The organism is Candidatus Enterococcus avicola, from assembly GCF_047470845.1.
GTDB lineage: Bacteria > Bacillota > Bacilli > Lactobacillales > Enterococcaceae > Enterococcus_D > Enterococcus_D casseliflavus.
The window spans coordinates 62,813-88,166 of record NZ_JBLGTY010000005.1; the positions used below are offsets into that span (position 1 = coordinate 62,813).

At 44.4% G+C, this 25,354-nt stretch carries 27 protein-coding genes; 18 read left to right on the forward strand and 9 right to left on the reverse strand.

What is annotated here, in order from left to right; genetic code table 11:
- Nucleotides 1-10 precede the first annotated feature (10 nt).
- Complete coding sequence (locus ACI3E5_RS06555; protein WP_262119108.1) at nt 11-1,453, forward strand: glycoside hydrolase family 32 protein; 1,443 nt, start codon at nt 11-13, stop codon at nt 1,451-1,453.
- Nucleotides 1,454-1,574: 121 nt separating this feature from the next.
- Here the strand turns inward: ACI3E5_RS06555 and ACI3E5_RS06560 are convergent, their stop codons facing one another.
- The gene (locus ACI3E5_RS06560) at nt 1,575-2,246 is read right to left on the reverse strand and encodes a cyclic nucleotide-binding domain-containing protein (RefSeq protein WP_498821177.1); all 672 of its coding nucleotides are present in this window, start codon (nt 2,244-2,246) and stop codon (nt 1,575-1,577) included.
- Nucleotides 2,247-2,338: 92 nt separating this feature from the next.
- Between ACI3E5_RS06560 and ACI3E5_RS06565 the strand changes: the two genes are divergently transcribed.
- The gene (locus ACI3E5_RS06565) at nt 2,339-2,995 is read left to right on the forward strand and encodes a YczE/YyaS/YitT family protein (RefSeq protein WP_010747739.1); all 657 of its coding nucleotides are present in this window, start codon (nt 2,339-2,341) and stop codon (nt 2,993-2,995) included.
- A gap of 109 nt (nt 2,996-3,104) precedes the next feature.
- Complete coding sequence (locus tag ACI3E5_RS06570) at nt 3,105-4,367, forward strand: PTS sugar transporter subunit IIC (protein ID WP_010747740.1); 1,263 nt, start codon at nt 3,105-3,107, stop codon at nt 4,365-4,367.
- Nucleotides 4,368-4,423: 56 nt separating this feature from the next.
- On the opposite strand, the gene ACI3E5_RS06575 is transcribed toward ACI3E5_RS06570, so the two are convergent.
- Genes ACI3E5_RS06575 through ACI3E5_RS06585 form a run of 3 tightly spaced genes read right to left on the reverse strand, consistent with a single transcriptional unit; the run spans nt 4,424 to nt 6,606 of the window.
- Nucleotides 4,424-4,828, reverse strand: a complete 405-nt coding sequence (locus ACI3E5_RS06575; RefSeq protein WP_034695728.1) for an arsenic metallochaperone ArsD family protein — start codon at nt 4,826-4,828, stop codon at nt 4,424-4,426.
- A 51-nt stretch (nt 4,829-4,879) separates the two neighbouring features.
- Nucleotides 4,880-5,857, reverse strand: a complete 978-nt coding sequence (locus ACI3E5_RS06580) for an ABC transporter substrate-binding protein (RefSeq protein WP_010747742.1) — start codon at nt 5,855-5,857, stop codon at nt 4,880-4,882.
- Nucleotides 5,854-6,606 (reverse strand): polysaccharide deacetylase family protein, encoded by a 753-nt coding sequence (locus ACI3E5_RS06585; RefSeq protein WP_010747743.1) that lies wholly within the window; start codon nt 6,604-6,606, stop codon nt 5,854-5,856. The genes ACI3E5_RS06580 and ACI3E5_RS06585 overlap by 4 nt, the downstream gene beginning before the upstream one ends.
- Before the next feature lie 96 nt (nt 6,607-6,702).
- Here ACI3E5_RS06585 and ACI3E5_RS06590 point away from each other — a divergent pair, with 96 nt between their 5' ends.
- The 10 genes from ACI3E5_RS06590 (at nt 6,703) to ACI3E5_RS06635 (ending at nt 17,189) form a co-directional block, all read left to right on the forward strand.
- Nucleotides 6,703-7,422 carry an ABC transporter ATP-binding protein gene (locus ACI3E5_RS06590; protein WP_010747744.1) on the forward strand — a complete coding sequence of 240 codons (720 nt, stop codon included), beginning with the start codon at nt 6,703-6,705 and terminating at the stop codon, nt 7,420-7,422.
- Nucleotides 7,419-8,153, forward strand: coding sequence for an ABC transporter permease (locus tag ACI3E5_RS06595; RefSeq protein ID WP_010747745.1), 735 nt, complete (start codon nt 7,419-7,421; stop codon nt 8,151-8,153). Before ACI3E5_RS06590 ends, ACI3E5_RS06595 begins: the two co-directional genes overlap by 4 nt.
- 113 nt (nt 8,154-8,266) lie before the next feature.
- On the forward strand, nt 8,267-8,500 hold the full coding sequence (locus tag ACI3E5_RS06600) for a DUF1858 domain-containing protein (RefSeq protein WP_262119114.1): 234 nt from the start codon (nt 8,267-8,269) through the stop codon (nt 8,498-8,500).
- Nucleotides 8,497-9,810 (forward strand): DUF438 domain-containing protein, encoded by a 1,314-nt coding sequence (locus tag ACI3E5_RS06605; protein ID WP_010747747.1) that lies wholly within the window; start codon nt 8,497-8,499, stop codon nt 9,808-9,810. Before ACI3E5_RS06600 ends, ACI3E5_RS06605 begins: the two co-directional genes overlap by 4 nt.
- Before the next feature lie 216 nt (nt 9,811-10,026).
- The gene (locus tag ACI3E5_RS06610; RefSeq protein WP_010747748.1) at nt 10,027-10,848 is read left to right on the forward strand and encodes a PRD domain-containing protein; all 822 of its coding nucleotides are present in this window, start codon (nt 10,027-10,029) and stop codon (nt 10,846-10,848) included.
- Nucleotides 10,849-10,959: 111 nt separating this feature from the next.
- A complete protein-coding gene (locus ACI3E5_RS06615; RefSeq protein ID WP_010747749.1) occupies nt 10,960-12,894 on the forward strand; it encodes a beta-glucoside-specific PTS transporter subunit IIABC in 1,935 nt (644 codons plus the stop codon).
- 13 nt (nt 12,895-12,907) lie between these two features.
- The gene (locus tag ACI3E5_RS06620; RefSeq protein WP_010747750.1) at nt 12,908-14,395 is read left to right on the forward strand and encodes a sulfatase family protein; all 1,488 of its coding nucleotides are present in this window, start codon (nt 12,908-12,910) and stop codon (nt 14,393-14,395) included.
- Nucleotides 14,396-14,424: 29 nt separating this feature from the next.
- A complete protein-coding gene (locus tag ACI3E5_RS06625; protein WP_010747751.1) occupies nt 14,425-15,537 on the forward strand; it encodes a radical SAM/SPASM domain-containing protein in 1,113 nt (370 codons plus the stop codon).
- The gene (locus tag ACI3E5_RS06630; RefSeq protein ID WP_010747752.1) at nt 15,534-16,310 is read left to right on the forward strand and encodes a sulfite exporter TauE/SafE family protein; all 777 of its coding nucleotides are present in this window, start codon (nt 15,534-15,536) and stop codon (nt 16,308-16,310) included. Before ACI3E5_RS06625 ends, ACI3E5_RS06630 begins: the two co-directional genes overlap by 4 nt.
- A gap of 15 nt (nt 16,311-16,325) precedes the next feature.
- Nucleotides 16,326-17,189 (forward strand): formylglycine-generating enzyme family protein, encoded by an 864-nt coding sequence (locus ACI3E5_RS06635; RefSeq protein WP_010747753.1) that lies wholly within the window; start codon nt 16,326-16,328, stop codon nt 17,187-17,189.
- A gap of 51 nt (nt 17,190-17,240) precedes the next feature.
- Here ACI3E5_RS06635 and ACI3E5_RS06640 read toward each other — a convergent pair whose 3' ends face one another.
- The 4 genes from ACI3E5_RS06640 to ACI3E5_RS06655 all read right to left on the reverse strand — a co-directional run bounded on the left by ACI3E5_RS06640 (nt 17,241) and on the right by ACI3E5_RS06655 (nt 20,005).
- Nucleotides 17,241-18,083 carry a hypothetical protein gene (locus tag ACI3E5_RS06640; protein ID WP_010747754.1) on the reverse strand — a complete coding sequence of 281 codons (843 nt, stop codon included), beginning with the start codon at nt 18,081-18,083 and terminating at the stop codon, nt 17,241-17,243.
- Between the two features lie 180 nt (nt 18,084-18,263).
- Nucleotides 18,264-18,479 carry a DUF378 domain-containing protein gene (locus ACI3E5_RS06645; protein WP_008379021.1) on the reverse strand — a complete coding sequence of 72 codons (216 nt, stop codon included), beginning with the start codon at nt 18,477-18,479 and terminating at the stop codon, nt 18,264-18,266.
- Between the two features lie 28 nt (nt 18,480-18,507).
- Nucleotides 18,508-18,852: a YrhK family protein gene (locus ACI3E5_RS06650; RefSeq protein WP_010747755.1), complete on the reverse strand. Its 345-nt coding sequence runs from the start codon at nt 18,850-18,852 to the stop codon at nt 18,508-18,510.
- 19 nt (nt 18,853-18,871) lie between these two features.
- Complete coding sequence (locus ACI3E5_RS06655) at nt 18,872-20,005, reverse strand: alcohol dehydrogenase catalytic domain-containing protein (RefSeq protein WP_060791802.1); 1,134 nt, start codon at nt 20,003-20,005, stop codon at nt 18,872-18,874.
- A 287-nt stretch (nt 20,006-20,292) separates the two neighbouring features.
- Between ACI3E5_RS06655 and ACI3E5_RS06660 the strand changes: the two genes are divergently transcribed.
- A complete protein-coding gene (locus tag ACI3E5_RS06660) occupies nt 20,293-20,577 on the forward strand; it encodes a hypothetical protein (RefSeq protein WP_026008050.1) in 285 nt (94 codons plus the stop codon).
- A gap of 55 nt (nt 20,578-20,632) precedes the next feature.
- On the opposite strand, the gene ACI3E5_RS06665 is transcribed toward ACI3E5_RS06660, so the two are convergent.
- Nucleotides 20,633-21,151 (reverse strand): isochorismatase family protein, encoded by a 519-nt coding sequence (locus ACI3E5_RS06665; RefSeq protein ID WP_010747758.1) that lies wholly within the window; start codon nt 21,149-21,151, stop codon nt 20,633-20,635.
- A gap of 242 nt (nt 21,152-21,393) precedes the next feature.
- On the opposite strand from ACI3E5_RS06665, the gene ACI3E5_RS06670 reads away from it, so the two are divergent.
- From ACI3E5_RS06670 to ACI3E5_RS06685, 4 genes are all read left to right on the forward strand, one after another.
- Nucleotides 21,394-22,710 carry an ABC transporter substrate-binding protein gene (locus ACI3E5_RS06670; RefSeq protein WP_008379010.1) on the forward strand — a complete coding sequence of 439 codons (1,317 nt, stop codon included), beginning with the start codon at nt 21,394-21,396 and terminating at the stop codon, nt 22,708-22,710.
- Between the two features lie 132 nt (nt 22,711-22,842).
- Nucleotides 22,843-23,754, forward strand: coding sequence for a carbohydrate ABC transporter permease (locus tag ACI3E5_RS06675; protein ID WP_005234717.1), 912 nt, complete (start codon nt 22,843-22,845; stop codon nt 23,752-23,754).
- Complete coding sequence (locus ACI3E5_RS06680) at nt 23,754-24,614, forward strand: carbohydrate ABC transporter permease (RefSeq protein WP_005225484.1); 861 nt, start codon at nt 23,754-23,756, stop codon at nt 24,612-24,614. Before ACI3E5_RS06675 ends, ACI3E5_RS06680 begins: the two co-directional genes overlap by 1 nt.
- Nucleotides 24,611-25,213, forward strand: a complete 603-nt coding sequence (locus ACI3E5_RS06685) for a hypothetical protein (RefSeq protein WP_010747759.1) — start codon at nt 24,611-24,613, stop codon at nt 25,211-25,213. The genes ACI3E5_RS06680 and ACI3E5_RS06685 overlap by 4 nt, the downstream gene beginning before the upstream one ends.
- The last annotated feature ends 141 nt before the right edge of the window (nt 25,214-25,354 follow it).

Below are 25,354 nucleotides of genomic sequence, written 5' to 3' on the forward strand. Positions count from 1 at the left end.
AGGTACCACATTGTTAACGAAGGAATACTGGGCACAGCTTGCCCAAACCCAAAACGATTTAGCAGAAAAAATCAGTGCTGATGCGTGGCGCTTGAACTATCATTTGATGCCAGAAACAGGATGGATGAACGACCCGAATGGTCTTTGCCAATTCAAAGGCGTGGTTCATTTTTACCATCAATATGTACCGCAAACACCCCATGGCGGGGAACCACCCCACTGGGGACACAAAACGTCGACGGATTATGTCACGTTTCAAGAAGAAGCGCTGTTTCTTTCTCCCGAACACGACTATGACAAAGATGGGGTCTACTCGGGTTCTGCCTTTATCGAGAATGACACGATCCATTTCTTCTATACTGGGAATGTCAAACATCCTGGTGATCATGACTATACCTTTAGTGGACGAGAACAAAACACGGTCCATGTAATCAGCAAAGACGGCTATACCGTCGAAAAGCAAGAAGTCGTGATTCCTCATGAGGACTACCCTGAAGGATTTACCGATCATATTCGTGACCCAAAGGTTTTTGCCCACGAAGACACCTACTATATGCTGCTAGGCGCGCGTACGTTGGAAAACGAAGGCAAAATTTTGATTTATGAATCGACGGATTTAAATGAATGGACCTATCGAGGAATCTTTTTCGGTGAGGACTATGCTCTAGGCTACATGTGGGAATGCCCAGACTACTTCCATTTAGATGGCAAAGATGTGTTGGTCTTCTCACCGCAAGGCTTGGCAGCCAAAGAACATGCCTACCAAAATATTCATCAATCAGGGTATCTGATTGGTGAGGTGGATTGGGAAACCCTGACGTTTAAAGAAACTTCTGCGTTTCGTGAACTTGATTATGGGTTTGACTTCTATGCCCCGCAAACCTTTGAAGATGAGCAGAAACGTCGGATCTTGTGGGGCTGGATGGGGCTAGGGGATACCAGTCCTGAATACAGCAATCCTACGATCCCTCGCGGATGGCAGCATGCCGCAACGCTGCCAAGACAGCTTTCTGTCAAAAATGACCAGTTGTATCAACAACCTTTGCCAGAATTCCAAAAATTACGAGACAAGCAAGTCAGCCAAAAAATTGTGCTTTCAGAGAAACCGCAGCACTTGTCTCTCGATGAATTGGCATATGAGTTGCAAGTTACGGCGGAAGCCCCATTGCAGCAGTTCCAGCTGGGGCTTTTGCAAGATACGACTTTGGCTTATGAAGCTGGTGTCTTCACGATCCATCATGGCGTTTCTGGCTACGGTCGTAAACAGCGCAGTGTCAAGGTCGATGAACTGACGCAGCTGCAGATTTTTGTCGATACGTCTTCGATTGAGATCTTTCTAAATGGCGGGCAATATTGTTTGACCTCTCGCGTGTATCCCAAACGGACCGAGGCGATCGCTCTCAGCGGAACCGGCACGGTTTGTGTCAATGCTTGGGCATTGGCGAAAAATTAAAGCAACGATCCGAAAACGACAGCAAACAGTTGGTTTTTCTTGTTGCACCCCCAAGAGTCAGCTTTTTCTCTGGCTTTTAGGGGGGCATCATACCAACTATTTTGCTGTCGTTATTTGCTTGTTACTGCTTTTGTTGGTTTTGGATAAAGGTCTGCAGCGCAGGCGCATCGATCCGATAGCCGTCTGCAGTTTTTGTGACTAGTTTTTGCGTTTTGAAATCTTTTAAGGTATACGTTAAATGGCGATAGCTCACGCCTAAGTATTCTGCGGTCTCCGTCAATTTTTCTTGAAAAAGATCATCGATCGAAGCTTCCAACAGTAGATGAGCAAGGCGCCAAGCTAAGGGATAGGTTTGATTGACGGAAAAATGATCCATACGCAGCAGCAATTTTTCACCGATAGTTTTGCCTAGTGTTTGTACGAAAGCCAGGTCTTGCATGAGCCCGTGAGCTGCTGCTTGCATCGGAATGCCCAGACATGTTGTTTCACCGATCGCAACCACGGTTTTCGGTACTGTTTCGGCGCCAATCAACGTGAGATCGCCAATGCAATCACCAGGATGGAGAAACTGCAGCAAGGCACGTTTGCCGTTTTCTTGTGTTTGAATGATCTTGGCTTTGCCAGTCAATAGGACGAAAAAGACCGACATCGGCACCGTTTCTTTTTGGATCGCTTCTCGATGATCAAAGGTCCAGAGGGCACTTTGTTGTAAAATCTCCTCAGGAATCGACAAAGGGCAGTTTTCTTTGATTGGTACCTGCTTTATTGCCAAGGCATAAGCGGTTTTTTTCACTTTTTTCCTCCGAACTAGGAGAAATCTCCTATTTGTTTTTAGCCAGTATAGCACATACTTAGAAAAGCAAAAAAGAAAGTGTGGGAGAAAAAATGAATAAAAAGCAATGGATAGGATCAGGGATTTTTTATGGGCTGAGTGCATTCGGGATCAGCTTGACCATTAAAGCAAGCGTTGGGGTCAGTAGTTTTAATGCCTTGAATGTTACGCTGGCAACGATGTCAGGAATCAAAGTCGGCACCATCACAACAGCCATCAACTTGGGCTTTTTAGCTGCCTGTTGGCTATTGGATCGGCGGCAGACATCCCTCAAACAAAAAGGCAGTGAGTACTTGATTATGTTTTTCGCTTTGCTGGCATTCGGCTATTTGATCAATGGCTTTGTTTACTACTTCTTGGCATCACTGCACTTGACGAATTATTGGAGCCAACTAGCTGCTTTGATCGGTGGGATCTTGATTTCTGGAACGGCGACGGGGCAAGTCCTACGGTTGCAGGTCTTGAAATTTCCAATCGAGCACTGGTGTCATTTGCTGGCGCAACGCAGTCGTTGGACATTTAAGCAGTACCGTTATGGCGTTGATGCAGTCTGTATTTCGGGGGCACTCTTGCTAGCGATCAGTTTGGGCTTACCGCTAGCGGTGAGGGAAGGGACGGTCATTAGTTTCTTTTTGCTGTCAGGTGCTATCGCTTGGTCGAAGGAACGTGATTTGGCAGCGGCTTTACCCATTTGGCAAAGAAACAGTTAGCCAGTAGTATTCTTGGAATTGGGAAGGCGTCGAGTGTTCTAAAAATGCAGAAAGCGTTTTTTATGCTACTCTTATTAAAAAAGCGAGATATTTAGTAGGAGGAGACAGGATGAATCGGTTGATTGAAGGGTTTCAGGAAAATTTTGCACCAAAATTGGTTAGGATCAGTGAAAATCGGTTTTTAGTTGCCGTGCGCAACGGAGTCGCCGTTACGATGCCGCTGACGATAATCGGCAGTCTCTTTTTGATTTTAGCCAATCTGCCTTTTCCTGGCTGGACCGAGTTTGTCGGGGAATTTGGCGTCAAACTAGGCGCCGCCAGCAATTTTACATTTGGAATTTTGGGACTGGCCGCTTGTATCGGGATCGCCTACTATTTGGCGGCTTCGTATGAGATCGATCGGATCGGTTCTGTCGTGTTGGCAGTCTGCGCGTTTTTGCTGCTGCAGGCGGGGGAAGAATGGACGATCGATCCAGCTTCTTTGGGGGCGTCTGGTCTGTTTACAGGAATCGTCACGGCGATTGCGACAGTAGTGATCCATCGCTTTTTTCTCAAGCACCGCTTAGTGATTCGGATGCCAGCAGAAGTGCCGCCCGCAGTTGCCAAGAGTTTTTCGGTCTTGCTTCCCGGAGCTGCCATCATCACGGGTGCCTGGGTGATTCGGGTCTTATTGGAATTTAATGTCAATCAATTCGTGCAAGCCATCTTTTCACCGCTGGCAGTTGGTCTAAACACATTGCCTGGGATGCTGTTGTATACCTTTTTGATTTTGTTGCTTTGGTGTTTAGGGATTCATGGCAGCAATGTGATGGGGAGTATCGGCGATCCGATTTTTCTAGCTTTATTAGCAGCCAATACCGAAGCCTACACTGCAGGCGAACCGTTACCGAACATTTTTGCAGGCGGGTTTTATATCATGTTTTTGTGCTATGGAGGCACTGGTTCAACACTGGGGCTGATCATCAACATGTTAGTTTCAAAGAAAAAAGCCTATCGTTCCCTAGGGAAGATGGCTTTGCCCTCTGCTATTTTTTGTATCAATGAGCCAATCATTTTTGGGTTTCCGATCGTGATGAACCCTATTATGATGATTCCTTTCATCCTGACCCCCCTTGTATTATGTGTCGGAACGTATTTCTTGTCGGTCACCAATGTCATTGGGCGAATCATGTTCAATCCACCGTGGACCACACCGCCCTTTATCAATACTTACCTTGCAACCGGCGGCAATATCCCTGCTGTTCTTTGGAGTATCGCTTCCTTACTGATTAGTGTGGCGATCTACTATCCATTCTTTAAAATCAGCGAACGAAGTTTAACGGAAGAAGAAAAAGGCGTTACCGACGCAGTTGCCGCGAAGGGGGAGAACTAAACGCTTATGATTGGCTCGTGGTGCGTTGTTTTGTCTGGCGAAGAAAACAGTGGCTGCTACTCATCAAATTGCACAGTGATCCCAGATTTCGTCAATTGTTCCCATTCACGGATCGTTGGCAAGCGACCGTGGCAAAATAGCTGATCGTCGACATAAACGAGTGGCAGACAGCTGCGGCCATTGCTTGCTAATTGCTGCCTGACGGCTTGATTCGTATGAAAAGGGGCAGAATCTTCTGTAAAGAAGTATTCGTCGATCGTTAAAGGTTCGTTATGGAATGTTTGATGAGCCTGGGTTCTTTCTTCATTTATTTTTAACTGGTGAGTCAAGTGTGCTTCCCAAGTATCTTCTTTCTGGTCGGCATAAACCGCAATCATTGGCATTGCATCAAATCCTTTCCTGGCAGCTGATTTGTCAAAAGTATACCTGAATTTCTTGCCACGAGCAAAAAAGAGTATCAAAAAGAAGTGAAACAACAAAAAAAGACGCAAATGCGTCTTTTTTGTTGTTTCTTATTCGTCAGCGGGTAAAAAATCGAAATTGGTCAACTCGTTGTAAGAATACGCTTGGTCGATTTGACCCTTGTCTTTCGTCCAAGCAATGATTGCGTCGAATTGCTCTTGCGGCACTGCCTGGGCATACGGATAGTCTTCCTGGCTGTCTAAGTAAGTACTCATAGCATCGGGAAATTGATAGTCTGCCAAGATGTCGGCATAGTCTTTTGCTGAATGAGCATTCATGTAATCGATGGCTTCGTTGTAAGCAGTGTAGAATGCTTTTAGGTCTTGCGGGCGATTTTGGATAACTTCGTCCATAAATTGCAGTGTGCCGCCTTTGATGCCAGCATCTTTAGAGCTGCCTAAAACAATCGCCCCTTGGGCAGCCAACATGCTGGCTTGCGGTTCCGTATAAACAGCGCCATCGACTTGGTCATTGAGCAATGCTTCGGAACGGGCAGAAAAAGAAGCGATATCCACGATGTCATAGGTAAAATCATTTTCCTGTGCAAATTGGTCCATGATGTATTCTAAAATGAAATTCGGTACAAGGGTGATTTTTTTATCCGCTAACCCTTTCATCTCAGTGATCCCTGAATTCGGTGAAGCGAGAATCTTGAAGTTTTCCAAAATATCAGAAGTGATCGTCATATCGATGCCGTTTTGCTTAAAGGTCGCTTCTGTCATGACATCGCTGATGGTACCATCCAGCTCGCCTGCCTGCACCGCCACATTGCGGTCATTCGGGGAAGTGAAGGATTTGAGTTCCACAGTCAATCCTTGCTTTTCGAAAAAGCCTTCTTCTTTTGCTAGAATGATCGGAATCGCTGATTCAGCTGGTAACACCCCGATCGTCAATGGTTGATCTGTGACCGCAGCTTCTGTACTGCTAGTGCTGGAATTGCTGGTACTTGCTGTTTCGCCAGTGTTACCGCATGCGGCAGCGCCAACAGCGAATAGTGCTAGGATACTTGCTAAAATCGTTTTTTTCATTGGTTCATTTCCTCGTTTCTAAATCGTTGTTCAAAAGCAGCCATTGGTAGTGAGAACGGGATGACTGCCCGATGGAGTTCCATTGGCTTGGTTTGTGCCGTGTTGATACCTGGTTTGGTGGTAAATGCTAGAACAAAGCCTTCCTTTTCCAAGGTAGCGATCGTCTGCGGATCATAAAAACCAAAGGGATAGGCAAAAACATCCTTGATGGCCACGTGCTGATTGCAGCTTCGTAAGTCTTGCGCAAAGGCTGCTGGTGTTTCCCACATTGAACGCCCTTGCTGGTCCTTGCGTTCGTGAAAATGATCGGTATGGTTGGCATACTCGAAGACATCGCTCATTTCGGCTAATTCGGAGCCGCTCAATGTCCGCGAAACTTCTGGCTCGTAAGGCTGAGGGGCATCAAAAAGCCAGCCAGTCACGACAAAGGCTGTTGCCTTGAAACCAGCTTCTTTCAACAGTGGGTAGGCATATTCTTTCATCGATTGATAGCAGTCGTCAAAGGTCAGCAACACGGATTTTTCTGGTAGCGGCTGCTGCTGGAAATAAAAATCTTTGACTTCTGCAAGGGTCAACGTATGGTAATTTTCTGCTTTCAAAAAGTCGATTTGTTGTTTAAAATGAGAAGTGCTATTGAATAAGGGCAGAGGCAAGGCATCTTGATACCCGTCTGCGACTTTGATCGGGCGGACCTGATCATAAAGTTCTGCTTCGGGACGTATTTCATGAAATACGAGGGTCTGAAACATCATAAACCATCCTTTCTTGTCAATCACGCAAAAAATAGTATAGCATAAAATGTGAAAACCAACACAAATAATTTGAAGAAAGAAGTTTATTCTCTGATGAGTATTCTATTCGATTCCGTTTCCTTTACCTATGGAGACACCGCCATTTTTAAAAACCTTTCGTTTTGTTTTGAACAAGGCGCGACTTATGTGCTGCTGGGAGAATCGGGGATTGGCAAAAGCACGCTTTTATCCTTGATCAAAGGGTTGCAGCGACCGCAATCGGGCACGATCACTTACCAAGGCTGTTCCCCTGACAACATCGAGGTCGTTTTCCAAGAACTGCATTTGTTTCCTTGGCAAACAGTCTACCAAGCACTGGAAATGCCGCTGATTATCAATCAAACCCCTAGTGAGCGCCGTAAAAAACGGGTCGCCAGCTGTTTGGCTGAGTTGGGATTGACGCAGGTGCAGGACCGCTATCCGCATCAGCTTAGCGGCGGTCAAAAACAGCGGGCCGCCATGGGGCGGGGGCTGATCACACAGCCCGATGTTTTATTATTGGATGAGCCGACTGCTTCGCTGGACCAAGAAACCAAAGCAAACGCCCAAGCCATGATCGCTGCCCAACAGCAGCGCAGACAAAACAGCTTGATCGTGGTGACCCACGATCCAGAAGAGGCAGTGTTTTTGGGGCAGACGATTTTGCTGCTAAAAGATCAGGGCGTTACGCCGATCAGTAATCCATTTTACGGCAGCCAGCAGGAACGAGATTCGTTGGCTTTTTATGAAGTCGTCTTGCAGTTGAAAGAACAAATGAGGGAGGCGAGGCAATGAAACCCATCAAATCTTTTGCTTGGGGCTTCTGTTCGTTTGTCGTGGTTTGGTGGGGCGTAAGCTGGGTGACCAACAATCGCTCACTGCCTAATCCTTTAGAAACGGCCGAACGTTTTTGGGCACTGCGAGAAGTCTTACTGATCCACGCAGGTGCCAGTTTGCTGCGGGTATTTGCGGCGTTGAGTGGGGCGTTGCTAGTCGGGGTGCCGTTAGGAATCTTGATTGGGCGATCCCAAAGAGTGGATCGGCTGCTTGGTCCACTGCTTTACTTTTTATATCCGATTCCTAAAGTTGCGTTTTTACCCGTCTTTATGATTTTCTTTGGCTTAGGCAATCTCTCAAAAATTCTCTTGATTTTTGCGGTGATCGTCATTCAAGTGATCGTCTCGATTCGTGATGCAGTCACGAAGATCCCACCAGCGTATTTTCAGGTCATGAAAAATTATACCAACCAATGGCGCCATGTCTTGCGCTTCGTTATTTTGCCCGCGCTCATGCCCGCGCTTTTTGCCAGTGTGCGGGTCAGTATCGGGATCGCGTTGGCTTCCCTCTTTTTTGCCGAAAATTATAACACGACGTATGGTGTCGGCTATCTGATCTTAAGTGCGTGGTCAAAAATGGACTACCCACAAATGCTTTCGGGTATCCTCCTGATTGCTTTGATGGGCTATCTGCTTTTTGCCAGTATCGATTTGTTGGAAAAAGTGGTGTGCCGTTACCGACAATCTTAGAAAAAAATGATCGATTGATGAATGTTTGCGGCAGTTCGTGTATTTTTGAACAAAATGATTTATACTAAGGATATCTTATTGAGAATCATTCTCACTGAAAGGAAGACCTTACTATGAAAGAAATCGATCTGTCAAAAACGCTCTATGAACTTGTGGCACAATACCCTGAAATACAAGAAATCATGAGTCAACTAGGGTTTACGGCGATCAATCAACCAGGGATGCTGCAAATTGCTGGACGTTATATGACGATACCCAAAGGTGCTCAGATGAAGAAGATCCCCTTGGAAATGGTTTGTCTCGCTTTCGAAAAGCAAGGGTTTCTTGTGAAAGGAGCGACGAAATGAAAACTAACAGTCAAAGACAAGAACGGATCGTCGAAATACTGAGTTTGCTTCACCAAGGCGGTTCCTTTGAAGAGGCTAAACGCTTGTTTAACGAAGAATTTGATGGTGTGGATGTGACGGAGATCACTGCTGCTGAAAAAGCTTTGATCCAAACGGGGTTGGACCCTTCTGAGATTCAGCGTTTGTGCAATATTCATGCTGCTGTTTTCAAAGGATCGATCAATGAGATCCATGACTCCAATGAAGAATATGGGCAACCAGGCCATCCTGTTCATACCCTTAAATTGGAGAACCAAGTCCTGCAATCCTTGTTGACCGATGAGATCGACAGCCTCTTAGCCAAAATCAAAACCGGTGATTGGACGCCTAAAAAGCGTCTACAAGCTGCCTGCAATGATTTAATGCAGATTGACAAACACTATGCGCGAAAAGAAACGTTGATTTTTTCTTACATGGAGAAGTACGGCATCACTGCGCCGCCAAAAGTGATGTGGGGTGTTGATGATGATATTCGGGTTATGATCAAAGCGCTCAATGAGCTTTTGGCATCCGAAAAAGCTGCCTATAATCCAATTGCTGTCCAATGGGAAGCAGTCAAAAACGAGATCGAAGAGATGATTTTCAAAGAAGAAGAAATCATGGTGCCCATGACGCTGGATGTCTTCAGTCTTAAAGATTGGGAACAAATTGCGGCTGACAGTTTTGACATCGGCTTTGCCTTTATCCCAGAACCGCTTCCTTGGAAACCGAGCCAAGAATCCCTTGAAAAGGAACTGGCGGCAGAACCCGCACGGCAAGCGGCGATCAAACAAGCCCAAGAAACAACCGCTGGCATCGCAGCCGGTTTAGGATTCAATGACTTTCAAGTCACAGAACCGGAAGATTCGCCGCAAATTGCTGAACAGCCGACCGTTTCATTGCCTACTGGTAATCTGCAATTTGAGCAATTGGTGGCCATTTTTCAAACGTTGCCAGTGGACTTGACCTTTGTAGATAGTGAAGAGCGGGTGCGCTTTTATTCAGAAGGCAAGAGTCGCGTCTTTCCACGAACGAATTCGGTTTTAGGTCGTGAAGTCGTCAACTGCCATCCACCGAAAAGCATGCATCTCGTGCAACAGATTTTGGATGATTTTCGAGCGGGTACCAGGGAGACAGCAGAATTTTGGATCGATATGCGGGGCCGTAAAATCTATATTCGCTACTTTGCATTAAAAAATGAAGCAGGCATCTATTTAGGTTGTCTAGAAGTCACGCAAGACATTACAAAGATCCAAAAAATCGAAGGGCAAAGCCGGTTGTTGGATCAGTGAGCAGTTTGGAGAAAGGCTGATCCGTGTCTATTTGAAACGAAGCAAAAAAAAAGAAAAATCAATAAAACGCTTGCAACGTTTCTAGAAAAATAGTATAGTAAAGGCAATCAAATGGGTAGTTACTGATAATGCAGGCTATACCTTTTTACGTGTGTATGGATCCTACACATGTATTAAGGTATCGCCTTTTTTCATTTTAAGGAGGTGAGAAGCGTCTTGAAGATCAAAAAAATCTTAAACAACAATGCAGTTTTGGTCGGACAAGATGGCAAAGATTTTATCTGGATCGGTACCGGCCTTGGCTTCAAAATGAAACCAGGACAAACCGCCGATGAATCAAAAATTGAAAAAGTGTTTGTGCTTCATAAGAAATCCTCTGATCGTTTGATGGAATTGCTAGAGAATATTCCAATCCAATATGCGTCTCTTGCGGATGATATTATCCGTTATGGAAAGCAAGTCATTTCCTACCAATTAAGTGATTCCATTTACATCTCTTTGACGGATCACATCTATAATTTGATTCGCTTGAAAGAAGAAGGGATCAGCATCAACAATCGCTTGACTTGGGAAATCAAGCGTTTCTATCCCAACGAGTATGCAGTAGGAGAGCATGCGGTTCGATTGATTGAAAGCAAAACGCAATTCTCCCTAAATGAGGCAGAGATCAGTAATATCGCCATGCATTTTATTAATGCGCAAATCAATGACGATTCAGAGAAGATGGAAGATATCGAATTGCTGACACAAAAAATCAAAGACATTATTTCACTTATTCGTATTCACAATCGTGTGCACATTGATGAGAATAGTTTAGCTTTCGATCGCTTCGTCACCCATTTGAGATTCTTTTTTAAACGGATTGAAAACAAGGAAATCGTTGAAGGCGTCGGGAATCCTCTGTTAGTCCACGTGATTGATAAATATCCTAAAGCCTATGAAACCACCCGTTTGATTGGCGAATATTTAAATAAAACATTATATGACGATGAACAATTGTATTTAACGCTTCATGTACAAAAATTGATCGATCAATAATTCAAGGTGTTACTGGTAAAGCAGGCAAGACTTGACAAGGCTACAAGAAATGTAGTGTTGTTTGGTCTTGCCTTTTTTATTGGTTGTATAGTAGAGAAAGGAATGAATGAGATGCAATACCAAGAATTGAATGAACAAATTTTAAAGAATATCGGCGGAAAAGAAAACATTGCTGGATTGACGCATTGTATTACCCGTCTTCGGTTTAAACTTAAAGATGAATCAAAAGCCCAGACCCAAACGATCAAAAATTTGCCGGGGGTTGTCACCGTCGTCCAAAGTGGGGGACAATATCAAGTAGTTATCGGAAATCACGTAGGAGAAGTTTACAAAGAATTTACGGACATGATCGATATGAATACGGAAGAAACTTCTGGGCAAGAGGAAGAACCAAAAGGTATTTTAAACCGATTTATCGATATTGTCGCTGGTATTTTTACACCGATCATCAATGTCTTGATGGCAGCAGGGATGATCAAAGGGTTACTTGCTTTATTGACAACATTTGAAGTGCTGGATAAAGCATCAGGGACGTATTTGATTTTAAATGCGACAGGGGATGGATTGTTTTATTTCTTCCCACTCTTTCTAGGGTACACTGCTTCGAAAAAATTTGGGGGTAAACCCTTTATCGGAATGGCGATCGGGGCAGCATTAGTTTATCCGACGATCGTAGCAGCAAATGGCGGAAGCGAAGCGATGTATACCTTATTTGCAGGTTCTGTCTTAGAATCTCCAATCTATATTACTTTTCTTGGAATCCCTGTTATATTGATGAGCTATACTTCAAGCGTGATCCCGATTATTGCAGCTACTTATTTGGCATCAAAACTAGAAGCTTTCTTTTCTTTATTGATTCCACGAGCAGTGCGGAGTTTCTTTGTTTCTTTTCTGACCTTGATCATCACAGTGCCATTAGTCTTTCTAATCGTTGGACCGATTACTACTTGGGCAGGATTATTATTAGGGCAAGCATTGTCAGCTGCTTACGAGTTTAGTCCGATTATCGCGGGTATTGTTATCGGTGGATTTTGGCAAGTCTTCATTATGTTTGGCCTGCATTGGGGCTTTGTGCCGATCGCTTTGAACAACTATGCCACACTAGGGTACGATGTCGTGATGATGGCTGGTCTGGCAACACCTGTGGCGATGGCGGGAGTCACCCTCGCAATCTTTTTGAAAACTAGAAACAAAAAATTAAAAGAAATTGCCTTCCCTGCTTTTCTTTCGGCAATCTTTGGTATCACGGAGCCGGCACTGTATGGGGTAACCTTACCAAGGAAAAAAGCATTTTATACTACCTCCATCGCAGTCGCTGTTGCAGGAGGAATCATGGGATTGTTCAAAACGAGAGTCTATATCAATGGTGGGACAGGTATTTTCGCTTTACCACGATTTATTCACCCAGAAAATGGCATTGATAACAGCTTTATCGGGTTTGCCTTAGCTAGTGCCGTTGCCTTTGCATTAGGATTTTTGATCACGTTCTTTTATGCCTATAATCCTAAAAGTGATGACGAACCAACTAGTGAAGGAACTCAGGAAAAAAACGTGGAGCCATCGACACTGAATCATGAACTTGGACAAACTGTTCTCTATGATTTAGCAACACCAGTTAGAGGAACGATCATCCCACTAAAAGAAGTAAAAGACGAAGCGTTTTCCAGTGGATTGTTAGGGAAGGGATTAGCTGTCATTCCGTCAGAAGGAATGGTCTATGCACCAGCAGATGGAATCGTTTCAACACTTTTTCCGACAAATCATGCTGTGGGAATCACGACCGCAGATGGTGTTGAAGTTCTGATTCATGTAGGGATGGATACAGTGAATTTGAAAGGACAGTATTTCCAACCAGCCGTTGCCCAAGGAGACTCAGTAACGAAGGGACAATTACTTTTGAGTTTTGATAAAGACGCATTGGAAAAAGAAGGCTATTCCATCGTGACACCGATTATTATTTCAAACACGGCGGATTACCTAGATATTGTTGAAACAGACAAACAAGATGTTGAAAAACAAGATACCTTATTAACGGTCATTGGTTAGGAGGAAAGACAAGTTGAAAAAAAATATCTTTTTATTCGTAGCAGATCAGATGAGAAATGACGCACTCGCACATATGGGGAATCCCGCATCAATCACCCCTAACTTTGATGAACTGGCAGAAGAAGGGGTTTCATTTGAAAATGCCTACTGCCAAAACCCTGTCTGTGTGCCTTCTAGAAATAGTTTTCTGACAGGTTTTTATCCACATGTCAATGGGCATCGAACGATGCACTATTTGCAAAGAGAAGATGAACCCAATATTTTGAAAGAAATGAAGAATCAAGGCTATGAAGTCATCTGGATCGGCAGAAATGATGTGGTTCCAGGTGATAAACCAAAAACAGACTATTGTGATGAATATTATGACGGTGTGGTAGACGAAAACACTCGGGATGCTCAAAATAGTGAAGTCAATCATTCTGCTGATATGAACGAAGCCAGTAAACAGCTGTACGACCAGATGCTTTCAGGAGATACGTATTATTCATTTTATATGGGAAAATTACCAGACAGTGAGGGCTATGGCAAAACGGACTGGAATTGTGTGAAAAAGGCGTTGGACTATCTTGAACGCCGCAGTCAGGAAAAGACAGACAAACCATTTTTCGTTTATTGTACGATCTCATTCCCGCATCCACCCTATGCTTGCGAAGATCCATGGTATTCGAGTATTGATCGTCAGAAACTGCCGAAACGCCGGCCGAATATCAAAGATATTCCTAACAAAGCCTCAATGCTGTATGGCATCAATGAGAAACAGAATTTGAACGGTTGGACAGAAGAGCGTTTTGATGAATTACGAGCTACCTATTTAGCAATGGTTTCGCGTTTTGATCATCAACTGGGCATGATCAAAGAGAAGCTGCGTGAAACAGGCTTTTATGATGAAACAAACCTCATTGTTTTCAGTGACCATGGAGACTATACTGGTGACTACACGATCACTGAAAAAGTCCAAAACTGTTTTGAAGAGCCGATCACGAATGTCCCATTGGTCATCAAACCTGCTAAAACGATTGAAAGTGTGCCGCGAATCACCAAAGCACAAGCGGAACTGCTAGATTTACCAGCAACGATCGCCGAACTGGCTGAGTTCGATCTTTCCTATACACAATTTGGAAAATCATTGGTTCCTGTGATCGAAGGAGCCGAAGAGCACAAAGATGCTGTTTTTTGCGAAGGCGGACGCATTCATGGCGAGACACAAGCGATGGAGCTGGGGCATGGACCGAAATCTCCGTATTGGCCGCGGCTTGCGACACAGTATAGCGAAGGTCCGGAACATACAAAAGCAGTTATGTGCAAGATGGGAAACTATAAATATGTGATGCGTCTTTATGAGCATGACGAATTATATGATTTGGAAAAAGACCCAATGGAAATCAAAAACTTGGCGCTAGAAAAAGAATACGCCGAAATTGTCGAGAAAATGAAACAACGCGTTACTCGTTTTTATATGGAAACGACTGATTTTGTTCCGATGAAACGGGACAAACGCTAAATAAGTAAAAAAAGAATCGAGGCCTCCACATGAAACACATCTCCGTATTGATCAAGCCAGCATCCTCTCTTTGCAATCTGCGCTGCACCTATTGCTTTTATGCTAACGTCAGTTCCTTGCGCGAAGTGCGTTCCTTTGGCAAAATGAAAGAGGATGTAATGGAAAAGATGATTGCAAACATTTATGTAGACTTAGAAGCTGGCGATCATTTGACGTTGGCATTTCAAGGCGGAGAGCCGACGATGGCGGGGCTGAGTTATTTTAGAAAACTAACGGCTTATGTTGCGGCGCAAAAAAAGCAAGTGACAGTACACTATGCGATCCAGACCAACGGCATGGTGATCAATGACAAGTGGTGTCGTTTTTTGAAAGAGCATCGCTTTTTAGTCGGGCTGTCGATCGATGGGCATCCGCTTGCGCACGATCGGCATCGATTAGACGCCAAAGGGCGGGGGACCTTTGCTAGGGTTTTACAGACCAAGCGGTTATTGGATGCCTATCAGATCGAGTACAATGTCTTGTGCGTGTTGACAAATCCGTTAGCAAAGGAAGCCCAGCGTGTGTTTGACTTTCTCAAGGAAGAGCAGATTGCCTTTGTGCAATTCATTCCTTGTTTGGCTGATTTGGATGCCACATCAACCAACGACTATGCCTTGACACCAAGAAGCTTTGCTGGCTTTTATCAGCAGCTGTTGGCGTTTTGGCTGCAGGAATTGAAGCAAGGGCGCTACCTAAGTATCAAGCTGTTCGATGATTTACTGAATCTATTGGTGCGGCAGCAAGTAACTGCCTGCGGGATTCTAGGCAATTGCCAAGTGCAGTATGTGATCGAAGCCGACGGCAGTGTCTATCCTTGTGACTTTTATGTATTAGATGAGTTTCGCATGGGCTATATCCAAGAGCAAACGTTACGGGAATTGTTTTCTCAAGACTGTTCGCAGCAGTTTTTGTGCCAGAAAAAAGACATGCCTTCGAAGTGTACGCAATGTCCTTTCCAAAAAATGTGCCGAGGAGGCTGTAAACGAATGAAAGATGCAATGTACGTGGATAGTGAGGGTTTTTGCGGTTATCAGGAGCTGTTAAAAGACTTCACACCTAGAATCAATGAGATACTGGGGCTTTTGCAAGGGGTGAGACAATGATCGGACTGATTTATTTTCTCGTGATCGTCTTAGCAAATGCCGTAGGGGCAGTTTCGGGCATGGGGGGCGGCGTGCTGATCAAACCGATTTTCGATTTTATCGGCGCCCATTCTGTTGCTGCGATCTCTTTTTACTCGGCGACAGCGGTCTTCACGATGTCCATCGTTTCGACAGCTAGACAATTAGCCAGTGGACGGAAAATCAATTGGTCGATTGCCTTGTGGGTTTCTGGCGGCGCTGTGTTAGGCGGTGTTTTAGGCAATGTTGCCTTTGAACGGTTATTGCTGGTCTTTCGAGATGACAAGATGGTTCAGCTGATCCAAATCCTTGTGACCGTGCTAACACTATTGTTTGCTTTTTTGTATACAAAATATAACTGGCGTGGGTTTGCGCTGGAAAAAGTCGGCTGGTATGCAGCTTGTGGCTTGATTCTCGGCTTTCTAGCCAGTTTGCTGGGGATCGGCGGCGGACCCATCAATGTTTCTTTATTGATGCTGCTGTTTGCCATGCCGATCAAAGAGGCGACGATTTATTCAATTTGTACGATTTTTTTCTCACAGCTGGCAAAAATTTTGACGATCGCTTTTTCGACAGGTTTTGGTGCGTATGATCTGCAAATTTTGTGGTTTGTTATTCCAGCCGCGATCGTGGGAGGACTATTAGGCGCCAAGGCCAGCAACGTCCTGTCACCGCAGCGAGTGACACTGGTATTTCAAACTGTGATCGTGCTGGTGTTATTGATCAATCTGTACAATGGCTATCAATTATTGTAAAAAGGAGGCAAACAGATGCCCACGATTCCAGCAGGAACTTATCGAATCGGCACGAATACGATGGACGGCTTTGCCGAGGATCTTGAGGGACCGCAAATCAGCCTCGACAGCCCAGCATTTGCCATTGATGCCACGACGGTGACGAACCAAGCTTTCCAAGTTTTTGTGGAAGCAACAGGATATGTCACAGAAGCCGAGCGCTTTGGCTGGTCGTTCGTTTTTCACTATTTTTTAAGTGAGCAAACGAAACACCGCAGTCAAAAGGTACCAAATATGGCTTGGTGGTACGCGGTTAGCGGCGCAGATTGGCGTCATCCTGAAGGACCTGATTCAACGATTGCCCAGCGGATGGATCACCCAGTGGTTCAGGTGTCTCGCAACGATGCGATCGCCTATTGCCAATGGGCAAAAAAACGCCTCCCGACAGAAGCAGAGTGGGAGATCGCTGCAAAAGGCGGGACAAGTTTTGAAAAATATCCTTGGGGAAGGGAATTTTTGGCAGAAAATACCTATCATTGCAATATTTGGCAAGGAGAGTTTCCAAAAAGCAACACGCGAGCAGATGGCTTTGCCAATACAGCGCCAGCGAAATGGTATGAGCCCAACGGTTTTGGTCTGTATCAAATGATCGGCAACGTCTGGGAATGGTGCGTCAATCCTGCCCGCATCCCGCTGACACAGTTTCAACAACAGACGGGACAAACCTTTTGGGCAAGGAATCAAACACAAGATGATCAACTGTATGCGACTCGCGGTGGTTCGTTTTTGTGCCACGAATCCTATTGCAAACGATACCGAATTGCCGCTAGAAATGGTAATTCTGGGATGTCGGCAGCCAATAATTTAGGGTTTCGGTGTGTCAAAGACTTGGATCAGTAAACCGATAAAAGCAAAAGCGGCACCTATTCACGTGGATAGGTGCCGCTTGTTTTATTGCCATTCGGATTGATAATTTCCTTTGAGATCATAAACATAATTGATCTCGGTGCGATTACGAATCCCATTTAAACCAACGGTCCAAGTCCATTCGCCTTGGAAGCCGTTTAAAATGACGATGCTGACGCCAGGAACATAGTGATCCAGCTGAGCTGCTCGTGCCTCAGAATCCTTGATGATCTTGGGAATGACGCCCCAATCGATGGCATCAAAGGCAATGGTATCTTCCATCGAAAGCTCGATCGTATCGTCGTCTTTTTTCCATTTGGTCAACAGATTTTCTGGGTAATACCAATACTCGTCTTGCAGGCCTGTGTTTGGATTGATCACTCGCGCAACTGCATAAATGCCGCTTTTTAGCGGGACATTGCGGATGTGAAAACTATAGCTGACCAGTTGCAGCTCTTTGTCCTTGAATGAGGATTGATTCGGCAGCACCGCCATAATTTCTTTGGCACTGGCTTCTTCTCGAAAGAGTTGGCGGTCTACAGGTAAAAAGGTGGAAACTACGCCAATACAAAAGAGAATCACTGGCAGCAAGAGCAATGAGAATAACCAATAGAATGGCGATTTTTTGCGTTTCTTGATGCCGATGATCAGACCGATCAAAAAGACCAGCAGGATCCCTGCTACCCAAAAGTAGGGGAACAAACGAATGATCTGATGTCTGGTTTCAACGACTTGGTATTCATTCAGACCAAACCAATTTTCTGCGATGGTGAGGTTATTTAAAACAATGATTCCGCCAATAATACTTAAAATAAATAAGAAAATCAATAGCAAAAGCATCCGACCGAGTATCCGACGTATCAGCGAGGGTCTAGTAGGTGGGGTCATGAGTCACGTCCTTTTTATTTTTTCGAAAATAGTAGGTTAAATACAAGAGTAGTACAACTGGTGTTTTTTTTCAATGATTGTAGACAAAAAAACTGCATCCACAGATGCGACCTCAAAACGTTAGACCAAAAATCTAACTTTTTGGGGTCAGGACATCGCAGATGCAGGTTTTATTTTCATTTAGTCGAGGGTTTGTTGGCGGGCGATAGCTGGAAAGAATTTCAGGCTATACAAGGCGCTGATCCCAACTAGAATATAAATGACGCGGGCAATGATCGACGTGCTGCCGCCGGTGATCGCTGCGACAAGGTCAAACTCGAAGGCGCCGACCAGCAGCCAATTGATACCGCCGATGATCAATAAGGTCAGTGCGATCCCATCAAATGTTTTTAACATAGGAAACTCCTCTCTAGTTGTCGTCCCATCAACGTTCATCGTCGGTGATGGTGACATCTTTTTCTTTCTCGCCTTCTTGATTGCGCTCATTATAGATATAGACATGGCGAACGATTTTAATCAGTGGGCGAATGGTTAAAAAGACTCCGCCGATCAAATAGGCGATCGTTCCGTATAGCGCAGGCAAACTAGTTAATGAAACGATACTTCCGAAAATATAAAACAAGCCCGTCAAAATATCATTCGTAAGTGAGATCAACATGTAGCGATTTTGAAAGTAGATGCGAAAGCGGCTTGCCTTGATGATCACATCTTCTTCTTTTCCCGGATCGACTTGATGTTCACTCCGTTTGATTTTTGGCATAGGTGCCATCACTGCTCCTTTATTTTTGCTAAGGTTTCAAGACAACTTTGATGTTCTTGTCTTCTTTTTTGTCAAAAATGTCATACGCTTTGGCAGCATCTGCTAAAGGCATCGTGTGGGTGATGATCTGTGACGGGTCAAACAAACCGTCTGCAATCATGTCATAAATTTTTGGCATCAAATGGATCACAGGTGCTTGCCCGTGTTTGACATCGATGTTACGCATAAAGAATTCTTGCAATGGATAAGAAGAAGCTGGTGTCATGTAAACGCCAGTGATTTGGACGGTACCAAATTTTTTGACTGCTTTGGCGGCCATCTGGATCGGTGAGATCGTTCCACTTTGCAAGCTGACTAGGTTTTTGGCTTTTTCTTTGACGGGTTCTAAACCATCCATCCCAACGCAGTCGATGATCACATCAGCGCCACCTTTGGTCAGCTCATACAGTTCATCAGCACTAGTAGCCAAATCATCCAATTGGAATGTTTCGACTTGATTGTAGCTGCTGGCTTTTTCTAAGCGATGAGCAACAGGGTCCACGGCAATCACCCGCTTAGCGCCTGCCATCACGGCAAATTTTTGGGCAAACAACCCAACTGGGCCTGAGCCTAAGACGATCACGGTATCATCCTTTTTGACGCCAGCGTTTTGGACACTCCAATACGCTGTAGGTAAGATGTCAGATAAAAACAATACTTTTTCATCAGGGATCGTTGATTCAGGTACGATAAACGAAGTGAAATCTGCGAAAGGAACCCGCAAGAATTCGGCTTGACCGCCCCAGTGGTTGCCGTTCATTTTTCCGAAACCGAATAAGCCGCCATACAATGTATCTTCTGAAGAATTGTCGCATTGACTTTCCATTTCATTTTGACAAAAGTGGCAATGGCCGCAACCGATATTGAAAGGGATGACGACGCGGTCGCCTTTTTTTAGTTTCTGTACTTGACTGCCAACTTCTTCGACAATACCCATTGGTTCGTGACCAACGACATAGCCTTCTTCCAAAACCGAGCCGCCATGGTGGTAAAGGTGGAGATCAGAGCCGCAGATCGCAGTTGCGGTGATTCGGATGATCGCATCCGTCGGTTCTAAAATCGTTGGATCTTCTACACGACGAACGTCCATTTTTTGATTTCCTTGCCAGGTTACTGCTTGCATCATTTTTCCTCCTTGTTTGTTCAGATAAGTTCGGACAATCACTAATTTTTTCAACAACACGTTTTTACTTTTTAGTAACAGATAATTTAATTCTGCAAGGATTTTAACGATTTGACAACGAAAACGCTCAAAACGGTTGATTTGTTTTTTCTTCATCAATGGTTTAAAAAAAGAAAAACAGATGATTTGCTAAAAAAGTGAAAGCGTGACACTATTAAAGTGAAGCATGCATGCGTTACGAGTATCTAACGGAATCTGCATCAACCAGTGACAAGAAATGAGGAGGGATGATCATGGATCTAACGATTCGAGGAAAAGCTTCCTGCACGAATTGCAATGAAAACTTTGATGGGAAGCTGGTCGTTCATTTACAAGAAGACAGCGAGGGGCAATTAACCATGGTACCACCGTTGGAAACGAATGAATTGGCAGAAGATGAAATCGCTATTCATTATGCTTACGGGGAAGTGAAGGAAGCCATCGAAGGAACCTTCGTATGTCCAAACTGTCAGACTGAAAATGAGGTTCGGATTGAAATTCCGACCGAGCTATTAGATGGCTCAATGAATTAAATGAATAATCAAATTGAAAAAGCTCTCTGTTCCTTGAACAGGGAGCTTTCGTTACCTATTGGTCATTGGTTTGTTTTGTGCCATCAATGATTTGGACATTGAAGTCTCGTAAGATGTCGAGTCCTTGTGACTCGTGGTTTTTACCAGCGACTAATGTTTTATTGATAGTAAAATCAGCGTCAGGAAAGGCGCTTTGGATCTCGATGGTATTGGAAAGGACACAGATGTTGGTTTCAACACCGGTGATTTCGATTTTCTTTTCTTCTTCAGGTTCAAATAGATTTTTCTTAATGTCGATCAAGACTTCAGGTGGAATACTGTAATAGTATTTCTTGACGACTTTTTCATTTTCGAGAGGCTTAAGTTCTGGGATCAGCTGCAGGGCATCGGCTTCTTCATCAGGTGTTCCTTTGACTTCGATTGGAATGTCGCGGGTGTGTAAGATGTACTCCCCATCCGCCCGTGCTTGTTCTAGGCGCTTGGCGATTCGTTTGACGAGAGCGGCGCCATCTGGCACATACGCTTCGTTCTCTTCATCGAGAATTTGGTTTTGCATATCGACAATGACTAGCATGTGGTTACTCCCTTTCTATAAACATCATTTGTCAAATGGTCTGACGTGAGGTTGAAAAATAGGTGCTATTTCTATGATGCCCCACTTTTTTTATATTTTCAAAGAAAACGCTCTTCTTGTCGAGAAACGGTAAAAACGTTATTTTTTTATTCGAATCACGATGCTTTTTGTTTGCTGAAAAGAAGAAGTAGTGATTGCTTTTAAATAGTACATTAAAAATAAATGAAAGTAGGTTAGGTTAAATGAGAAAGTTATTTTATATGGGGACTTTGCTTTTTTCAGTTGGTGTACTGGCGGCAGGATGCGGCAACAGTGAAACCGCTGATTCCTCGGGGAATGAGTCAGCAGATGGCAAAACGACGTTGGACTTTTGGTCCTTCTGGGGGTCTGGTGCAAGACAAGAAGTAATTGAAGAAATTATTGATGATTTTAATGCGTCACAAGATAAAATCGAGGTCAAATATAGCTACCAGCCTTGGGGCGATATTTGGACAAAATCACTGTCGTCGATCACTGCTGGCAATCCGCCTGATGTTATTGTACAAGATATTAATTCTGTTGCTCAGCGGGCAGAAGCGCAGCAAGCAACGAATTTAAGTGAGTATATCGAAGAGGGCTTTTCTGATGAATTTTATCCGCAATTATGGGATACAGTGGAATACGAAGGGGATGCCTATGCCGTTCCTTTCAATACAGATACGCAAGTGATTTTCTACAATAAGACACTCTTTAAAGAGGCTGGTATCAGTGAAGAGCAACTGCCACAAACGTGGGAGGAGTTAGAAACAGTTGCTCGGAAATTAGATGTCAAAAACGGTGATGACTTTGAGCGGATCGGCTTTTACCCATTGTGGAATTTAGGCGCTGACGTGTGGGCGTTGAATGCCGACGATGGCGTCAGCTGGTTTGACAAGGATGAGAACGTCAAAATCGATACAGACAACAAAGTGGAAGCGTTGGAATGGATCTTAGACTGGCAAGAGTATTATGGTCAAGATACCATCAATCGCTTAGAAGCTGAATTTGGTTCAGGGGTTGCCGATCCATTCATTTCCGGATTAGTGGCGATGCGTGCGCAAAACATCAACTACTACTCAAGTTTAGCAGAAAATGCACCAGATGACTTTGAATTTGGGGTCATTCAAATTCCTGAAAAAGAAAGTGGCTCTGGTCACTGGTCATGGGGCGGCGGGTTCGTCCTAGAAGTGCCATACGGTGCCAAAGATCCTGAAGCGTCCTATGAGTTTATCAAATACTTGTCGACACCAGAAGTTCAAGAGAAATTTGGTGAGAAGAGCTTTGATATCATGGCGAATCGGACAGCCAACGAAAACTTGGTCAACAACGACAATCTAGATGAAAACGGCCAAATGATCTACCAAATGGCGGATGAAAACTTTGCCAATACGGTGATCACGCCTGTGCCATTGACAGCGCCTGACTTCAGCAGTCTTGTCAATGAACAGATCGACCAAATCATGCTAGGCAGCAAAACACCGGCTGAAGGGTTGGCAGATGCGCAAAAAGCGGTGGAAGATCTTGTTGAGCAAAACAAATAAACCTCAAAACGAGCGTTTTTAAAAAAGAAGGAAAGTCCAGTCGGTTAGCGGACTGGGCTTTGCTTTCTGCTTTGCGAAGCGGACATGTTTTCTTGAACAAACAATGAGTAAAAATAGAATGGAGTGGAAGGAATGCCAAAGAAGCGTTCAAAAAGTAAACGGCAAGAAGCTCTTTGGGGCTACTTCTTCGTAGCACCATTTTTGCTTGGGTTCGTGGTGTTTATGTTAGGGCCCATGCTGTTTTCCTTCGTAGGAAGCTTTACCGATTACAATCTGACTTCGAAAATGAATTTTATCGGCTTTAAGAACTTTACCCGCATGTTCACGCAAGATACCCTGTTTTGGAAATCTCTCTATAACACGGCGTATTTTGTACTCTTCAATGTTCCCTTAACCACGTTGTTCAGTGTCTTTCTAGCCACGTTATTGAATCAAAAAATCCGCGGAATCAGTTTTTTCCGAACCACCTTTTACTTGCCAGCGATCCTTTCAGGGGTTGCCGTCTACGTCTTATGGATGCAATTATTATCTCCTTCCGCAGGATTGATCAATACCTTCTTGAGCTGGTTCAATATCAAAGGTCCAGCATGGCTGTTTGATCCCGAATGGACGAAACCAGCGTTGATTTTGATGAAGATTTGGAGTTCGGGGGGCGCGATGCTTTTGTATCTAGCTACCTTGCAAAATATTTCACCGACGCTGTACGAATCGGCTGAGATCGATGGGGCGGGAGTCTGGGCGAAATTCAAAAATATTACGATCCCTTTGATCACGCCAATCATCTTCTATGATGTGATTACTTCAACGATCGGTTCTTTTCAAATTTTCCAAGAAGCATACGTGATGACCAAAAATGGTACCGGCGGTCCTGCAAATTCACTGCTTTTCTATAATTTGCATATGTGGAACAAAGCCTTCGTCGCCTTTGATATGGGCTATGCGATGGCCATGTCGATGATCTTGTTCTTGATCGTCTTAGTCTTGACCTTTATCAATCTCAAGCTGGCACCACGCTGGGTTCACTATACCGGAGGTGGCAGCTAATGGAAATGACGACAAAAACACGAAGCAAATCAAGCCAACAGCGAGTCAAAAAAATCATCAGCTATGTGGTGATGTCGATCATCGGGATCGTGCTGCTGATTCCGTTGCTGTGGATGGTCTTTACGTCATTGAAACCGATGGAGGAGATCGTGCGCTACCCGCCGACCTTTTTCCCAGAAGAAATCAATCTTGGCAATTATTTGGAGACTATCAACGCCTTTCCATTTTGGCAGTATGCAAAAAATACGTTATTCATTACCGTCTTAGTGGTCTTCGGGAATGTCTTATCAAATTCCTTCATTGCTTATGGGTTTGCAAAATTGGCCTTTCCAGGAAAAAATCTGATCTTTGCCCTCGTCTTGTCTACCATGATGATTCCTGGCTTTGTGACGATGATCCCGCAATATGTCTTGTTTTCCAAAATCGGCTGGGTCGGCACCTATCTGCCGCTGATCGTTCCAGCGTTTTTCGGCAACGCCTTTAACATTTTCTTGATGCGGCAGTTTTACTTGTCTGTCAACAATGAATTGATCGAAGCCGCTAAGATCGATGGCGCCAATCATCTTTATATTTGGAGCCATCTAATGATCCCATTGACGAAACCCGCGCTGATCACGATTGCCATCAACTCCTTCAATGGGGCGTGGAATGATTTCTTAGGACCATTACTGTATATTCAAAACCAAGAAAAGTACACGCTGCAGATTGGCCTGCAAGTTTTCCAAAACCAATCAACGACCCAGTGGAACTACTTGATGGCAGGAGCAACGCTTGTGCTATTGCCGACGATCTTGCTGTTCTTCCTCGCTCAACGCTACTTTATTGAGGGAATGGATCTGACGGGAGGTTCCAAAGGATGAGAACAAAAGTTACCCCGCAACGCTTAAACCAAGCGCTGTTGACTGGCATCAACTGGCTTCCGCATTTACTGGTTTTACAAGGCATGTGGCTGTTGTATTCCTTGCCTTTGATCACGAGTACCACCGCTAGTCGAGCATTGATCGAGACGTTGACGGAACTGCGTAACGATGGCTTGGAGGCAAGCAGCAAAGCTCATTTTCAGCAAGCATTTCATCAGCAGTGGGCAACAAGAAAAGGGCAAGACCGTTTGCTCAGTCTATTCTTCTTGCTGCTTTTAGCGGACAGCTTTGTCTTTAGCCGTCTGCAGCACCCGCTGTTTCAAATCGCTAGTTACGCGTTAGCGTTCACCTTTGGCTTGTTTTGCTTGGTCTTACTTTATCAAACGAGGCTGCTTCACACCTATCCGCAGCAGCCCAGCTCATTGTTTTATAGTTTTTACCAGTTTGCTCGTTCACCCAAACGAGTACTGGCGCATCTTTTAGCAACAGTGACGCTTGTCTTGACCTTTTTGCTGTTTGGTCCAGTCTACTTATTGGTCTTAGGAATCAGCACCTTGTATTTAGTCAATGTCTTGCTCTGTGACCAAGCGCTCAAATAGAAAACAAACGGGTATCCCGAAACTTCCTTAGTGAAAAGCTAAGGAGTTTCGGTTTTTTTGTGAAAAGAAGGTTGACAGGGTCAAAAATTATGCCTATGCTGAATGTAAATTTAGTAAACAGTAAACAGATGAGGTGCAGCT

What these genes read in the sequence shown, in the direction of transcription:
- ACI3E5_RS06600 (WP_262119114.1), top strand. Translation starts at nt 8,267, where the DNA reads ATGAAAGAAATCGATCTGTCAAAAACGCTCTATGAACTTGTGGCACAA.
- ACI3E5_RS06685 (WP_010747759.1), top strand. Translation starts at nt 24,611, where the DNA reads ATGAGAACAAAAGTTACCCCGCAACGCTTAAACCAAGCGCTGTTGACT.
- ACI3E5_RS06670 (WP_008379010.1), top strand. Translation starts at nt 21,394, where the DNA reads ATGAGAAAGTTATTTTATATGGGGACTTTGCTTTTTTCAGTTGGTGTA.
- ACI3E5_RS06655 (WP_060791802.1), bottom strand. Translation starts at nt 20,005, where the DNA reads ATGCAAGCAGTAACCTGGCAAGGAAATCAAAAAATGGACGTTCGTCGT.
- ACI3E5_RS06565 (WP_010747739.1), top strand. Translation starts at nt 2,339, where the DNA reads ATGAATAAAAAGCAATGGATAGGATCAGGGATTTTTTATGGGCTGAGT.
- ACI3E5_RS06590 (WP_010747744.1), top strand. Translation starts at nt 6,703, where the DNA reads ATGAGTATTCTATTCGATTCCGTTTCCTTTACCTATGGAGACACCGCC.
- ACI3E5_RS06615 (WP_010747749.1), top strand. Translation starts at nt 10,960, where the DNA reads ATGCAATACCAAGAATTGAATGAACAAATTTTAAAGAATATCGGCGGA.
- ACI3E5_RS06665 (WP_010747758.1), bottom strand. Translation starts at nt 21,151, where the DNA reads ATGCTAGTCATTGTCGATATGCAAAACCAAATTCTCGATGAAGAGAAC.
- ACI3E5_RS06630 (WP_010747752.1), top strand. Translation starts at nt 15,534, where the DNA reads ATGATCGGACTGATTTATTTTCTCGTGATCGTCTTAGCAAATGCCGTA.
- ACI3E5_RS06680 (WP_005225484.1), top strand. Translation starts at nt 23,754, where the DNA reads ATGGAAATGACGACAAAAACACGAAGCAAATCAAGCCAACAGCGAGTC.
- ACI3E5_RS06625 (WP_010747751.1), top strand. Translation starts at nt 14,425, where the DNA reads ATGAAACACATCTCCGTATTGATCAAGCCAGCATCCTCTCTTTGCAAT.
- ACI3E5_RS06675 (WP_005234717.1), top strand. Translation starts at nt 22,843, where the DNA reads ATGCCAAAGAAGCGTTCAAAAAGTAAACGGCAAGAAGCTCTTTGGGGC.
- ACI3E5_RS06645 (WP_008379021.1), bottom strand. Translation starts at nt 18,479, where the DNA reads ATGTTAAAAACATTTGATGGGATCGCACTGACCTTATTGATCATCGGC.
- ACI3E5_RS06570 (WP_010747740.1), top strand. Translation starts at nt 3,105, where the DNA reads ATGAATCGGTTGATTGAAGGGTTTCAGGAAAATTTTGCACCAAAATTG.
- ACI3E5_RS06635 (WP_010747753.1), top strand. Translation starts at nt 16,326, where the DNA reads ATGCCCACGATTCCAGCAGGAACTTATCGAATCGGCACGAATACGATG.
- ACI3E5_RS06660 (WP_026008050.1), top strand. Translation starts at nt 20,293, where the DNA reads ATGATCATGGATCTAACGATTCGAGGAAAAGCTTCCTGCACGAATTGC.
- ACI3E5_RS06650 (WP_010747755.1), bottom strand. Translation starts at nt 18,852, where the DNA reads ATGGCACCTATGCCAAAAATCAAACGGAGTGAACATCAAGTCGATCCG.
- ACI3E5_RS06585 (WP_010747743.1), bottom strand. Translation starts at nt 6,606, where the DNA reads ATGTTTCAGACCCTCGTATTTCATGAAATACGTCCCGAAGCAGAACTT.
- ACI3E5_RS06605 (WP_010747747.1), top strand. Translation starts at nt 8,497, where the DNA reads ATGAAAACTAACAGTCAAAGACAAGAACGGATCGTCGAAATACTGAGT.
- ACI3E5_RS06640 (WP_010747754.1), bottom strand. Translation starts at nt 18,083, where the DNA reads ATGACCCCACCTACTAGACCCTCGCTGATACGTCGGATACTCGGTCGG.
- ACI3E5_RS06595 (WP_010747745.1), top strand. Translation starts at nt 7,419, where the DNA reads ATGAAACCCATCAAATCTTTTGCTTGGGGCTTCTGTTCGTTTGTCGTG.
- ACI3E5_RS06580 (WP_010747742.1), bottom strand. Translation starts at nt 5,857, where the DNA reads ATGAAAAAAACGATTTTAGCAAGTATCCTAGCACTATTCGCTGTTGGC.